The sequence below is a fragment of the Aquicella lusitana genome (assembly GCF_902459475.1).
Taxonomy (GTDB): Bacteria; Pseudomonadota; Gammaproteobacteria; order DSM-16500; family DSM-16500; genus Aquicella; species Aquicella lusitana.
The window spans coordinates 561,250-574,426 of the sequence record NZ_LR699114.1; the positions used below are offsets into that span (position 1 = coordinate 561,250).

Annotated in this window: 14 protein-coding genes; 6 read left to right on the top strand and 8 right to left on the bottom strand. The window is 38.4% G+C overall.

Annotated elements, in window-relative coordinates; genetic code table 11:
* Positions 1-60: 60 nt before the first annotated feature.
* The 3 genes from AQUSIP_RS02615 to AQUSIP_RS02625 form a co-directional block, all read right to left on the bottom strand.
* Positions 61-378 (bottom strand): hypothetical protein, encoded by a 318-nt coding sequence (locus tag AQUSIP_RS02615; protein ID WP_148326082.1) that lies wholly within the window; start codon positions 376-378, stop codon positions 61-63.
* The gene (locus tag AQUSIP_RS02620; protein ID WP_114833999.1) at positions 375-743 is read right to left on the bottom strand and encodes a hypothetical protein; all 369 of its coding nucleotides are present in this window, start codon (positions 741-743) and stop codon (positions 375-377) included. The genes AQUSIP_RS02615 and AQUSIP_RS02620 overlap by 4 nt, the downstream gene beginning before the upstream one ends.
* A gap of 226 nt (positions 744-969) precedes the next feature.
* Entirely contained in the window at positions 970-2,016 is a 1,047-nt protein-coding gene (locus AQUSIP_RS02625; protein WP_114835537.1) for an IS481 family transposase, read from the bottom strand.
* Positions 2,017-2,116: 100 nt separating this feature from the next.
* Here AQUSIP_RS02625 and AQUSIP_RS02630 point away from each other — a divergent pair, with 100 nt between their 5' ends.
* Entirely contained in the window at positions 2,117-2,974 is an 858-nt protein-coding gene (locus AQUSIP_RS02630; RefSeq protein ID WP_114835528.1) for a sulfotransferase domain-containing protein, read from the top strand.
* Between the two features lie 49 nt (positions 2,975-3,023).
* Here the strand turns inward: AQUSIP_RS02630 and rffA are convergent, their stop codons facing one another.
* Positions 3,024-4,241: a dTDP-4-amino-4,6-dideoxygalactose transaminase gene (gene rffA, locus AQUSIP_RS02635; protein ID WP_211310104.1), complete on the bottom strand. Its 1,218-nt coding sequence runs from the start codon at positions 4,239-4,241 to the stop codon at positions 3,024-3,026.
* An 84-nt stretch (positions 4,242-4,325) separates the two neighbouring features.
* Complete coding sequence (locus tag AQUSIP_RS02640) at positions 4,326-5,093, bottom strand: WbqC family protein (RefSeq protein WP_114835527.1); 768 nt, start codon at positions 5,091-5,093, stop codon at positions 4,326-4,328.
* 174 nt (positions 5,094-5,267) lie between these two features.
* Here AQUSIP_RS02640 and istA point away from each other — a divergent pair, with 174 nt between their 5' ends.
* Entirely contained in the window at positions 5,268-6,785 is a 1,518-nt protein-coding gene (gene istA, locus AQUSIP_RS02645; protein WP_170131899.1) for an IS21 family transposase, read from the top strand.
* 16 nt (positions 6,786-6,801) lie between these two features.
* Entirely contained in the window at positions 6,802-7,548 is a 747-nt protein-coding gene (gene istB, locus AQUSIP_RS02650; protein ID WP_114835531.1) for an IS21-like element helper ATPase IstB, read from the top strand.
* A 221-nt stretch (positions 7,549-7,769) separates the two neighbouring features.
* Here istB and AQUSIP_RS02655 read toward each other — a convergent pair whose 3' ends face one another.
* The 3 genes from AQUSIP_RS02655 to AQUSIP_RS02665 all read right to left on the bottom strand — a co-directional run bounded on the left by AQUSIP_RS02655 (position 7,770) and on the right by AQUSIP_RS02665 (position 10,194).
* A complete protein-coding gene (locus AQUSIP_RS02655; RefSeq protein WP_114833645.1) occupies positions 7,770-8,771 on the bottom strand; it encodes a class I SAM-dependent methyltransferase in 1,002 nt (333 codons plus the stop codon).
* A gap of 134 nt (positions 8,772-8,905) precedes the next feature.
* On the bottom strand, positions 8,906-9,568 hold the full coding sequence (locus AQUSIP_RS02660; protein WP_114833644.1) for an acetyltransferase: 663 nt from the start codon (positions 9,566-9,568) through the stop codon (positions 8,906-8,908).
* Positions 9,565-10,194 (bottom strand): class I SAM-dependent methyltransferase, encoded by a 630-nt coding sequence (locus AQUSIP_RS02665; protein WP_172621965.1) that lies wholly within the window; start codon positions 10,192-10,194, stop codon positions 9,565-9,567. Before AQUSIP_RS02665 ends, AQUSIP_RS02660 begins: the two co-directional genes overlap by 4 nt.
* Positions 10,195-10,491: 297 nt before the next feature.
* Here AQUSIP_RS02665 and AQUSIP_RS02670 point away from each other — a divergent pair, with 297 nt between their 5' ends.
* Genes AQUSIP_RS02670 through AQUSIP_RS02680 form a run of 3 tightly spaced genes read left to right on the top strand, consistent with a single transcriptional unit; the run spans position 10,492 to position 13,169 of the window.
* Entirely contained in the window at positions 10,492-11,391 is a 900-nt protein-coding gene (locus AQUSIP_RS02670) for a glycoside hydrolase family protein (protein WP_114833643.1), read from the top strand.
* A 28-nt stretch (positions 11,392-11,419) separates the two neighbouring features.
* Positions 11,420-12,364 carry a glycosyltransferase family 2 protein gene (locus AQUSIP_RS02675; protein ID WP_114833642.1) on the top strand — a complete coding sequence of 315 codons (945 nt, stop codon included), beginning with the start codon at positions 11,420-11,422 and terminating at the stop codon, positions 12,362-12,364.
* Positions 12,357-13,169: a phytanoyl-CoA dioxygenase family protein gene (locus tag AQUSIP_RS02680; protein ID WP_170131743.1), complete on the top strand. Its 813-nt coding sequence runs from the start codon at positions 12,357-12,359 to the stop codon at positions 13,167-13,169. The genes AQUSIP_RS02675 and AQUSIP_RS02680 overlap by 8 nt, the downstream gene beginning before the upstream one ends.
* Positions 13,170-13,177 lie beyond the last annotated feature (8 nt).

Consider the following 13,177-nt stretch of genomic DNA (forward strand, 5'->3'; position numbering starts at 1 on the left):
TAAGTTGGCTTAAAATACCTAATCGCCACAAGATAAATAAACCAACTTCGTTATTTATGACTACAAATTAAACAAAATACATCCCAGAACCACAACAAGACAGGCTAATAATGTTTGCTGAGAGATTTTTTCTTTCAGGAGGATGTTAGCAAATAAAATAGTGGTAGGATAACTAAAGCTTATGATGATTGAAAAATATTTTAATGGTAAGGATCTCATCAGCAGCATCGATAACAAGATAACAATGATAAATGTGCTATAGCCTAGCAAGACATATTTATTTAATAAAAGCCGTTTATTAAGCTGCGCTCCTTTTTTTAGAAGTACTTGTCCAATCGCAGTTAATAGCACGATGAAAATGCTTAAATAGATAGTCATCGTTTTACTGTGCTCCTGATAAAGAGGGCTAATCCTGCCAAGATAATTAAAGAACCGAGAGCATTGAAAAGCGTGATTTGCTCATCAAAAAGGAAGTAACCTGCGAGTAATAGCAACGAAGGGATGATGGCATTTGGTAAATAACTTGAAGCTAAGTTATTCACTTTTAGAATATGCTGCCAGATAAAAGCCCTTAAAAAGGAGGCGCTAAAAGCTAGTAGGGTAATGTAGTTAATTAATTTAATCGTTGAATGTTGTGCATATACCCAAGAGAATTTCATTAAGCAAAAAGTGGTTATTTGTAAAGCAATATTTAAGCAGATTAATAAAAGAATATGAAATTTAAATTGCAGATTCGCTTGCATTTTAAGTCCCTTAAACCGGTCTTGCATGAGATTGCAATATGGCATTAGTTGTGGCAGTATACGGCATAAATTTACATAACTATTTATTTTTTATCTAGTAATATTTATAAAAAGCGCGCTTGTTTAGGAAGCATTTGCAAATGGAAAATAATAAACGGGATATTATTATTTGTAAAAGTTCCGACTTGATCTGACAGTTACCCGTTTTTCAGTTACGGTTTTACTGTCAGTTCAAGTTGAGATTATCAACTTTTTCCTTCCAGATTCTTTTACCATCAATCAATGTCGCCATCGGAGTTCGGCCACAACACATTTTACCCTGATGTGTGCGTTCATTGTTGTAATAACCGAGCCAATCATCCAGATCTTTTTGCAACTCGTCAATAGTTGTGTAAACTTTCTTTCGGAAAGCAACCTGATAAAACTCATTCAGAATCGTCCTATGAAAGCGTTCACAGATGCCATTGGTCTGGGGTGATTGAGCTTTCGTTTTGGTGTGCTCAATATCATTGAGCGCCAAATACAACTCGTAATCGTGTTGCTCTACCTTGCCGCAAAACTCAGTGCCACGATCCGTTAATACGCGCAGCAAGCCCAAGCCTTGTTCTTCAAAGAATGGCAACACACGATCATTTAACAGGTCAGCAGATGTAATCGGTGTTTTTGTGGTATATAGCTTGCAATGAGCCACTTTGGAGTAGGTATCAACAAATGTTTGCTGATAAATGCGCCCAACACCCTTGAGATTGCCAACATAAAAGGTATCTTGTGAACCAAGATAGCCAGGATGTGCTGTTTCAATTTCACCGCAGGCCATATCATCGTCTTTTTTGCGTTCTAGCGCGGCCAGTTGTGCTTCAGTTAGAATTAAGTTCTCCTCGGCAGATTTCTTTTCCAGTGCGGTTAGACGCTGTTTAAATGATGCCAAATCATGCCTTAGCCAGATGCAACGAACACCGCTAGGAGAAACAAAAACACCTCTTTTCCTAAGCTCATTACTGACTCTTAATTGACCATGCGCGGGGTACTCAATGGCATAGTCCAATACAGCATTCTCTGTAGCTTCATCGGTGCGGTTCTTGATGTTTGGCTGCCGTCTGCTCTTGTCGAACAAGGTCTCAATGCCTCCTTGCTCAACTGCTGATTTATAACGATAAAACGTATCTCTGGAGAAGCCCATTACCTTGCAGGCTCTTGATACATTCCCTAGCTCTTCTGCCAAATTTAACAGACCGACCTTGTTTTTAATGATTTTTTGCGTACACTCGTACATAAGGTTACCTCTTTAATGTTTTGATTTTTACTCGACATAACTATCAAAACGGGTAACCTTACTTTTTTCAAGTAGCAAGTGTCAGATTAGATCGGAACTAATGCATATTATTGCTGCAGGGATGCCAAGGGCTGGATCGAGTTGGCTTTATCGGAATCTATCTTTACATCCTCACGCTGGTGTTTCAAAACTAAAAGAAATAAATTTTTTTAGCATCAATCATGATAGAGGCTATGGTTGGTTTGATTCATTATATAACGATAAATCTTGTTTTGCTCGATTTGATGTGAGCCCATTTTATTTTTTAGATCCTGCCTTCCATCATCATGTTAAAAATTCAAACCTTAATACTAAGATTGTCATTATATTGCGCGAGCCAAATTATTGGATAAGATCTTTATATTATCAAATTAAGAGTTTTACATTTAACATGCCGCCATTCTCTGATTTTATTAAGGAACATGTGATTAAATTTGACAATCGTTCTCTGGTTGTTCGGCTGTGTGAATTTGATTTTTTAGGTAGAGTGAATGAGCTGGCTTCTGCCTTCAAAGGCAATTTATTATTGGTAAATTTTGATTTGATAAAAAATAACCCTGTCAGATTGCTGAATGAGATCGAGAAATTTACCAATTTACCTCCATTTTTCAATCAAGCAAATGTTATTAGATCGCAAGTTAATGCTTCACAGTCTGGCTTTAGTTGGCTTTATTACATTAGCACCAACCGTTTTTTGCGATCTCTCTCTAGCCAGTTACCTTTGTCTGGATTGATTAAATTTATACAGCGTAAATTGTACAAAGAGGGTCAAGCTGATTTAATAGGTATTTCTGCAGATAAAAATATTTTAGATAGAAATAAATATGAAATTCTAGAAAATGAACAAGACATTGATAAGAAATTTCCGCCAGTATTTAAAGAAGCCTTTTTTAAAGAAAGTGATATCATCTACTTATAGTGGATTCAGCCTGTGTTAGGAAGTTGAAGAGAAAGGCAAAGCGTTTTCATTAACCAACTTTTTTATCGTGGATAGTAATCGTAGAACTCATATATTTTTTTTGTGCAATACTTAAAAGAAAACTATTGGTTAAGCTGATGACGCGCTCTTGTTGCATCGGAGTCATATCAGGGAAGAGCGGGAGGCGTATTAGACAGTGCCCAGCTTTTTCAGTATGAGGCAATGGAAATGGCGTACGGCCAAAGCGTTTTCCTGCTGGACTATCATGTAGCGGTACATAATGAAACGCAGCGCTTATGCCATTCGCTTTTAAATAGCCAAGCAATTCAGTCCGGGTTTCACCATCATTCAAAATAAGATAAAAAATATGGCCATTATGTTTGCAATTAGCAGGAATATACGGCCGTCCACACACATTAAGCGCTTCTGCTTCAGCAAAACTCTCGTAATAATGATTCCAAAGATGGAGCCTAGCATTGTTAATCTGCTCTACCCGCTCTAATTGACCTAACAAAAATGCAGCCGCAATCTCACTGGCTAGAAACGATGATCCTATGTCAACCCAAGTGTATTTATCCACTTCACCGCGTATAAATTTGCTACGGTTGGTCCCTTTTTCCCATAATATTTCGGCTCGTTCAATAAAATCTTCATCGTTTATCAACAAAGCGCCACCTTCGCCGCAAGAAATATTTTTGGAGTCATGGAAGCTAAACGCTCCAAGTTCGCCGAATGCTCCCAAGGCTTTACCGTTTCTCGTTGCTCCAATGGCTTGAGCTGCATCTTCGATAATTGCAAGCGAATTTTGTTTAGCTAGATCACCTAATGCTTCCATATCACATCCTACGCCTGCATAGTGTACTGGCAAGATAGCCCGCGTACGAGGAGTAATAAGTTCCCGGACAGAGTTGGGATCGAGGCATTGCGTGAGTGGGTCAATGTCTGCAAAAACAGGAACAGCTCCTTGTAGTGCCACTGCATTTGCTGTTGAGGAAAATGTAAAAGAAGGAAGAATAACTTCGTCGTCTTTTTGTATATTCATTAATAACATTGCAAGCTCTAATGCACCTGTACATGAGTGAGTAAGAAGGATTTTACTTACACCGGTTATATTTCTTAGTGCTGCAACTGAACGAACCGTAAAAGGGCCAGCTCCATGCCGATGCCGACTGTTCATTGCTTCAAGCACGTAATTAACTTCAACCAAGTCTCGTGAAGGAAGGCTGAAGGGAACCAAAAATTCGTTATAAACCTCTTTTTTATCCACGTTGAACTTCCTCTTTATTCAGCGCCTCTTTCATATCCATTTAATATCATTGTCATGATCGATAATTTCACGCTAAAACGCTATTTATCCAGCTCTAATGAAATTTTCTCCCACAGCATTCTTGTTTATTGCGCCTTTAGGCGAGCTTTTTAAATACAAATGTGCCTCTGATCCCATATTCAGGATTAAATCAAGAATGGATACCCCATGCTCAAACTTGCCAAATAGCTGAGAATAAGGAAGGTAGCCTGAATAATCTGCATAAGAGATCTCAATACCCGCCGCTTCGAATAGGTTCGCTTGAATATAAGCTTGAGCCGATGGGCCAGAAAGATAATGTGTTGCCTTCGTTTTCTGGCATAAATCAATTAAACGTTCAGTTTTCTTCAATCTCTCATCTATTAAATAATCAGACGACCAGCTAATCCTGGTATTAATATTTAAAAACGCGCAAATACCCTGTAAAAATTTAAAATTCACCCGGCTTAAATAATCCTCATTGACACAATTCAAATATAATTCTTCAAAATACCCACTATGTTGCTTAAAATAGCTCGCCTTTGAATAATTGTGCGTTATTGTTTTCCAATGCCTTTTTGTCCACGTTTTGTCTGAAATTTTGGTTTCATTAATCTTTTGAGAGTATTTTCCCTTAACCTCAACTGGTATGGTTAGCCACTGCAGTCCGTTTACCGTTTTTATAATATTGCGATTGCGCCAGTCGCGTTTTGTATATTGCATGTCATCATAGAGAATGAATTCATCTACCATGTTAATGAGATCAAAATATCCTTTCCAAGGAATGTGTATTCCGACCTTATTAGACCACCTATTCCGGTAACATTGGGCCATCCATTCTGATTTTTCTGGGCCACTGGTTCTGGCCGTATTGGATCATCTGTTACGGGACATTGGGCCAGTGATTACGGCGTCATTGGGCTACTTACCAGCTCACGATAGTTTATTTTTTATACAATATCCTCTTGTTTTCAAAGCGAGGGGGTAGTAATCGTGAGATATATAAGTATGCGTAAAATCAGTGAAGTTTTAAGGCAATACCATGAGTTAAAATGCAGCCATCGAGTTATTGCAAGAAGTTTAAATATTGGAAAGACAACCGTTACAAGATACTTAGAACGGGCGAAAGCAGCAGGAATTAATTGGCCTTTGCCGCAATCGATGACAGAAGAAGATTTATACAATCGTCTTTTTCCATCTGCTGTAAAGGTCTCAAGACAGAAGGCATTTCCTGATTGGGAACGGGTCTATAAAGAGCTACGCAAAAAGGGCGTGACCTTACAACTACTCTGGCGAGAATATCGCGATGTTCAGCCGGAGGGCCTGGGTTATTCCCAATTTTGTACCCACTATCGAGCTTATCTCAAGGCGACATCACCCATCATGCGGCAAGTACACAAAGGTGGTGAAAAAACATTTGTAGACTATGCGGGCATGACAGTACCTTGGATTGATCCAGGGACAGGCGAAATTCATGAAGCACAAATTTTTGTAGGCTGTTTAGGCGCATCACAATTTACTTTTGCTGAAGCAACTGCCACGCAGCAAATACCTGATTGGATTCAATCACACGTCAGAATGTGGGAATATTTTGGCGGGGTCAGTGAAATCGTTGTACCAGACAATTTAAAAGCGGGTGTAAAAAAATCTCACCGCTATGATCCCGACATCAATGCAAACTATCAGCATGTGGGCGAGCATTATGGTTTTGCCATTGTTCCTGCGCGTGTTTATGAAGCAAAAGACAAAGCAAAAGTTGAAAATGCGGTTGGTATAGTTGAAAGACAAATTCTTGCGCCAATGCGGCATATCACTTTTACGAGTATTGCTGAAATTAACGCAGCCATCAAACCTCGTCTTGCTGTCCTTAACAATCAATCCTTTCAAAAAATGAAAACATCAAGACGGGCATTATTTGAAGAAATAGATAAATCAGCGCTAAAGCCACTGCCACCCGAAAAATACCAATACGCCGAATGGCAACACGCAAAAGTTCATATCGATTATCATTTTGTATTTGACGATCATTATTACAGCGTGCCGTATAAATATATTCATCATGAAGTTGAGATCCGTGCTACAGCTAACACGGTGGAGTGTTTTTATGAGAGAAAACGTATTGCTTCACATCCACGCAGTTATCATCGGTATAAACACAGCACCATCAAGGAACACATGCCGCCTGCACATCGTGCACATGCGGAATGGTCGCCAGACCGCATGAAGCGATGGGCAAATAAAATTGGCCCGCATACGATGAAGTTTATTGATCGCTTAATCGCCTCGCGCGCGTTTCCAGAACAAGCTTATCGCGCTTGCCTTGGTGTGCTTCGCCTAGGCTCAAGATATGGCGAAAACCGTCTTGAAAAAGCCTGCGCTATCGCCAATGAATCTGGTGCAACACGTTACAGCCAAGTCGAAGCAATATTAAAAAACAAACTTGATACTGTTCCCAATTCTCATTCGACGAATACGCCTGTTATTTCGTCGCATGGAAATATCCGTGGTTCTGACTATTACAAATAAAACTGGAGATAAAAAGATGTTAACTCAACCAACGTTAGAAAAACTAAGAGCGCTAAAATTATCTGGAATGGCAGAAGCTTTTTGTGAACAATTACAAAAACCCATGCCTGATCTGGATTTTGAAGCTCGCTTAGGGTTGTTGATCGATCGTGAATGGTATTTGAGAGAAAACCGCCGCTTAAACAGACGGCTTGCACAAGCAAAACTTAAAGCTCAGGCTTGCATCGAGGACATTGATTTTAAACATACCCGCAATTTAAACAAAACTGTCGTACAAGAACTTGCCCGAGGGCAATGGATTCAACAACACTTGAACTTACTGATTACTGGGCCAACGGGTTGCGGCAAAACTTATATTGCCTGCGCGCTTGCACATAAGACTTGCTTGATTGGCATGTCTGCGCGTTATTATCGACTCCCACGTCTTTGGCATGAATTAAAAATCGCAAAAGCAAATGGTAGCTATGCTAATTGGCTCGCACAACTAGCAAAAATTGATGTTCTTATCTTAGATGATTGGGGATTAGCAACTCCTGACGATGACCAACGCCGCGATCTGTTAGAAATACTTGATGATCGCTACCAACGAAAATCAACTATCATCACCAGTCAGTTACCAATCACACATTGGCATGAACATTTGAATGATGCCACTCTTGCAGACGCTATCCTTGATAGATTAATTCACAACTCAATCAGATTGGAATTAGATGGCGATTCACTTAGAAAAAAACAAAAATCTTTACAGACCGATGAAGTTTAACAGATAATGCCGTCGTGACTGGTAAAGTTGTCCCAATAAACCGGAATCATTGTCCCCTTACGGACTGGAATTAATGGTCCTTTCGATCGGAATACACACAAGGAATGTAGCAGGATTGAACAATAGCTATTTTTTTCTTCATCTATGTCTTCCCTGTTCCCAGATACATCGATCAGTGTAAAATCGCTTATATTGCAAATTGCCACTTTATCCCTGCATCTCTATAGCGATAACATTTTTTTGATAGATTCTTCAAGTAAAGCGTGAATGGAAGTATTTCTATTTTTAGCCTCCTGGATGAGTGCTTGTTTAGTCTCTAATGTAAGCCCCTCCACCTGCCCAAAGTACCTTGTTCGAGCAGTTCCCCCTCTTAAACCCTTGTGCAAAATGTCGATATTCATTGCTGGCAGCCCATCAGAAGGAGAAAATTGAATAATATAGAAGCAATTTCCCAAGATGTAGCTTAGTTCAATTTTCGATGCGTTGTAGGGCAGTAATTCCATTGGGGGTTGGGAAGCCCAGAGTTTATTATTTGAAATAGCTATTTCAGCATACTGAGTATCTCTTAAATGAGATGCAATCCCTTCGTCGCCGAATAGTATTGTGCCATTCACTTTGCAGACACGTTCCATTTCAGCAATAGCCTTTTTTATATTTCCAAAAAGATTAATTCCTCCAAAATGAAATACAGCATCAAAATACCTTGACTTATATGGAAGCGCAGTAGCTGTTGATACAGAAAATCTTACATTGGATTGTTTAAATTTATTGCTGGCAGATAATACCATGGACTTACTTAAATCCTGAGCATGGATTTCACCGCTATTACCCACCATGTCATAAATGATCCCAATATCATCTCCAAAGCCACAACCCGTGATTAAAACTTTTTGACCTGCCGACAACCGAAGTTTTTTAATTAGGTTTTGTCTAAATGACATCTCATCTTCGTTAAAAGTCGCGAACAACCAATCTAGAAAATTTCTATATACTTCAGCAGACGCCGGTGCATCATATATTTTGCTATTTGCTTTATCAAATTCGGTGAAATTTTTGGTATTAACGAAGTCAATAACTCTATAATCAGGATCTATAAATTTATAGAGCTCTCCTGCTTTATTTAAGAAGCCAACCTTGGGCTTTAATTCAAGGGAGGTAAGTTGATCAGGACAACAAAATGCGCGGTATAAATTTGAATCATCCTGCAAGGGCTTCCCTTTCATATGCGTGTTACCTGTTATGATCAGTCGTATGATCTCTTGGAGCTTGGGCGGTGATTTTAAGGCATGTTAATTGAGGCCGTCAAGTCAACTAATAAAAAATATAGCCATAAGTTTGTCTTATTAGGTTAAATGTACTACAAAAGCCCCCTGGCTTGTCTATTTCTAGTTTTGCTCGGTTGAGGAATACAAACACTGTTAGCGGGTATGGTTTTGTTAACCCATGCAGCGGCACCTACTATACTCGATGCACCAATAGTAATTCCATCACGAATAGTTGAGTTCACTCCCAAAAAGCATTTTTCTTCTATATGTACATTTCCACAAATAACTACATGGGATGAGATGAAACAGTGGTCATCAATAATTGAGTGGTGTCCAACGTGATTTCCGCTCCAAAGGGTTACATTATTCCCTATTTTGGTGAAAGGCTGGATGGTATTGTCTTCAAGAATAAAGCAATTTTCACCAATATTGGAAGGATCAATTAAAACTGTTGCACGCGAGCTTATATAACGGCTAAGTGTATAGCCTCTTTGCTTGGCTTCATTTACTTTTTTCATGCGTGTCAAGTTTAAGCTTGAATATGCGAGAGCAACAAAGCAGTCAAACTCGCTCGGGGGATAAACATCGACGACATCTTCAAATGCAATAACAGGCAATTCTAATAAAGAAGTGTCTTTAATGTATTCTTTGTCTATAGTAAAAGCGGCAACTTTCTTATCAGAATCATTTGTAAAATAATAGTGAGCCAGTTCTGCAATTTGACCGGCGCCAAATATAATGATGGGTTTACTCATGATTTTTTTCTCACAATAATGGTGAATTCATAAAGATTATAATCATGTAATAGCGCTACATTTTTTGAAAATTTTTTTTTGCAGTAGTCAAAAGTCTCGAGCGGGTCTGCATAATAAAGATTATCCTTCATGTGCTCTTTATCGGAGTATATAGTTAGGCAATTAAAAGAAAAAGCTTGTATTGTGTTCGAGTTTAACGCGTTGAGGGTATTATAGTAGTATTCTTCCCAAGCAATTTTGCTATGGTCTAGCATCACATTAAAGATGCCGCTGGCAATACTAAAGTCTACTTTGTCGGGTATGCCTGATGCACATATGAAGAGCGCATTCCGAGTTAAGGAATGCTTTGTTTTTGCAGCCTCGATCATTTCATGGGAAATATCTACTCCGATGTAGCTAAAATCCTTGTAATTTTTGCTAAGATATTCAAAGTAGGCCCCATAGCCGCACCCAAGGTCAAGAATGGAAAAGTTATTTTTTTGCGTAATAGCTTTAGAAAGTTGTTGGAACCGTAAAAGTTGAGATGCTTCGGAGGACCAATCTACGCCTAAATTAGTAGTGCCAAATGTTTTAAGTTTATGAGCATAATATTTAGCCACATCGGATTTGATTGAATTAAATGTCATAGCTTGACTTCTCTAAAGCTTTTTAAAAATAAATAAGCATATTTACTAACGTTTAATAGAAAGTCAAGGAGGTGAAAGCTATTATCATAGCCAATATTGTAGTAAATAGGTTACTGAATTAAAAATGAATTGATTGCGTTGAAGCAAGCGCTATTCAGGGGTATGATGCGGGGCTTACTCATACTTTTCGTAAACAGTAAAATGGCAAGTCAGGCGTAAAAAATACTCAACCTGGCTTATTCTGCCTAGATATTTTAACGTCAGATTTAGTTATTACCGATTGAATTATTAACTATTATGAAGTTGGAAAAAATTGCCCATATTGAACTTCCGCATAACCGCCCGAAATGGATGAAGTCCCACTTGGCGAATCCTGTTGTACAAGTTCTCGATTCGTCCCACGTTAGGGTGTACTGCAATATTAGAAATCAGCTTAATCAAACGCATATAACTTATATAGATGTGGATTTTAGCCAAAATTACAAAGTAACGTATTTCCATGAAGAACCTCTGTTATCTTTAGGTCCCGTAGGTGCTTTCGATGATAATGGCCAGTCTTTAGGATGTATTATTTCTCACGAGAGTAGAGATTATCTCTATTTTTTAGGCTGGAACTTAGCTGATAATGTACCGTTTAGAAATAGCATTGGATTGGCCTCTAGTCCTAGAGGAAGGAATCGATTTGAGAAAATCAGCTTAGGACCTATTATGGATAGGCATATTTTCGATCCATTTTGCCTATCTTATCCCTTTGTGCTTTGGCATAATGGAATTTATAAAATGTGGTATGGAAGCCATAAAATTTCTGGCGCTCAAGTCAGCGATGTCCGCCACTGCATAAAATATGCAGAGTCAGAAGATTTAATTTACTGGGATCGCAAAAATATCATTTGCTTAGATGTGACCAGTGTAGATATCGCCTTTACCCGTCCATTTGTGATGTTTGAAGATGGTATATTCAAAATGTGGTACTCATATTTGAGGCAGAATTATCGCATTGGGTATGCCGAATCTAAAGATGGCTTGAACTGGATGCGCATGGATGAAAGGGTGGGCATCGATGTTTCTATTGATGGGTGGGATTCTGATATGATTGAATATCCTTATGTTTTTGATTATCAAAGTGACAGATACCTTGCTTATTGCGGAAATCAGTTCGGCAAGACAGGTTTTGGTTTGGCAAAATTTGTGAAATAACCCTTTATATGGATATGAGGCGTGGAAAATGGAACTATCTATTGTAACCACTTTGTATAATTCATCCGAATATATCCAAGAATTTTATAAAAGAATCGTCACTTGTGCTGAAAAAATTTCAAACAACTACGAAATAGTTTTTGTCAATGATGCCTCTCCAGATGACTCGCTGAGAAAAGTTCTAGAGCTTTATGCTTCAAATAACAATATTCAGGTTGTTGATTTGGCTATAAACGCTGGTCATCATCAAGCTTTAATGTCAGGTCTTCAATATGCGAAAGGGGATTTAATTTTTCTGATTGATGTAGATTTAGAAGAGCCACCGGAGCTGCTTGCAACATTTTGGTCTGAATATCATGCAAGTAAGGGTATTGACATGATATATGGGGTACAAGACCAGAGAAAGGGGGGGTGGTTTGAGAAAATTTCAGGGAAACTGTTTTATAAGGCTTTTAATTTTTTAAGTAAAGTTAAAATACCAGAAAATTTTTTAACTGTAAGACTAATGAGTCGTCGATATGTTAATCAGCTATTGCGTTTTAAAGAAAGTGATTTAATGTTTTCTTTGGCAGTAGAGTTGACTGGCTTTGATAGAAGGGCCATTCCTGTATGTAAGGGAAGCAGAGAGACAACCTCCTATAATTTTCTTAAAAAAACATATATCGCATTAAATGCAATCGTATCAGCAACCACCAAACCATTATGGATGGCATTTTTCCTTGGCTTGACTGTGGCTACGCTTTCATGCATCTATATCATCAAGATTATTATATTTGCGTTGATGTACTCTTCGATACCTAAAGGCTGGCCAGCGCTTATTGTTTCAGTATGGTTTTTCAGTGGCCTTATTATTATGTTTTTGGGACTCATAGGGCTTTATTTGGCTAAAATGTTTAACGAGGTTAAGAGAAGACCTGTTTCTATTCTTAGACAACACTATGTCTCGGAAAAAGGGAATACGAACTGTGACTAATTTGTCTTATGGGTTAACTGAAGCTTCCGAGTGCTCATCTGATCTGGATATCTATTTAGAAGAAATAAGTTTGCAAGGATATACCGTCATAAAATCCGTGTTTAGCATTCAAAAATTGCCAGTGATACGAGAAAAAATCTATACAATTTACCGGCAGCAAGAATTAAAGATTGGTAGAGAAGCCTTGATGAAAATTGGGGATGAGAATATCTGTCGTTGCCCTATGGCCTATGATCGTGATTTTGTTGAATATGCCACCAACAATATATTCATGACAATTTCTGAATATTTTTTAGGAAATTATTTTATTCTCAGTGTTCAGAATGCCAATATAAGCAAACCCAATCTAAAACATGTCCAAGCAGCATGGCATAGGGACTTGCCTTACCAAAATTTCACAACATCCAAGCCGCTAGCTATAAATTTCCTTGTAGCCATCGATGATTTTACTGTTGATAATGGAGGGGTGGTTGTTCTTCCATTTAGCCATAAAATGGAAGCCATGCCATCAAAAGAGTACATCGAGAGACATGCTAAAATAATCACGGCTAAGGCAGGAGATGTTATTTCTTTTGATTCTATGTTGATCCATAGAGCAGGCGTTAACCGATCTGCCAGTGACCGGTGCTCATTTAATCATATGTATACTCGCCCCTTCATTAAACAACAGTATGACTATGCCAGGTTGATGAAAGAGATGGGAACTTTAGATCAAAGTGCTTATCAACTTTCTGGCGCTTCTTCACGCACAGCGCATGATGATGTTGATTGGCGGGAAGTTCGAAAAGAAAAGATGGGGTTGTGAATAAAATC

Bases quoted from the DNA above. Each gene is read 5' to 3' on its own strand.
- AQUSIP_RS02640 (WP_114835527.1), bottom strand. From the start codon at position 5,093: ATGGCCCAATGTTACCGGAATAGGTGGTCTAATAAGGTCGGAATACAC.
- AQUSIP_RS02670 (WP_114833643.1), top strand. From the start codon at position 10,492: ATGAAGTTGGAAAAAATTGCCCATATTGAACTTCCGCATAACCGCCCG.
- AQUSIP_RS02630 (WP_114835528.1), top strand. From the start codon at position 2,117: ATGCATATTATTGCTGCAGGGATGCCAAGGGCTGGATCGAGTTGGCTT.
- AQUSIP_RS02615 (WP_148326082.1), bottom strand. From the start codon at position 378: ATGACTATCTATTTAAGCATTTTCATCGTGCTATTAACTGCGATTGGA.
- AQUSIP_RS02655 (WP_114833645.1), bottom strand. From the start codon at position 8,771: ATGAAAGGGAAGCCCTTGCAGGATGATTCAAATTTATACCGCGCATTT.
- istA (WP_170131899.1), top strand. From the start codon at position 5,268: ATGCGTAAAATCAGTGAAGTTTTAAGGCAATACCATGAGTTAAAATGC.
- AQUSIP_RS02625 (WP_114835537.1), bottom strand. From the start codon at position 2,016: ATGTACGAGTGTACGCAAAAAATCATTAAAAACAAGGTCGGTCTGTTA.
- istB (WP_114835531.1), top strand. From the start codon at position 6,802: ATGTTAACTCAACCAACGTTAGAAAAACTAAGAGCGCTAAAATTATCT.
- AQUSIP_RS02675 (WP_114833642.1), top strand. From the start codon at position 11,420: ATGGAACTATCTATTGTAACCACTTTGTATAATTCATCCGAATATATC.
- AQUSIP_RS02620 (WP_114833999.1), bottom strand. From the start codon at position 743: ATGCAAGCGAATCTGCAATTTAAATTTCATATTCTTTTATTAATCTGC.
- AQUSIP_RS02665 (WP_172621965.1), bottom strand. From the start codon at position 10,194: ATGACATTTAATTCAATCAAATCCGATGTGGCTAAATATTATGCTCAT.
- AQUSIP_RS02660 (WP_114833644.1), bottom strand. From the start codon at position 9,568: ATGAGTAAACCCATCATTATATTTGGCGCCGGTCAAATTGCAGAACTG.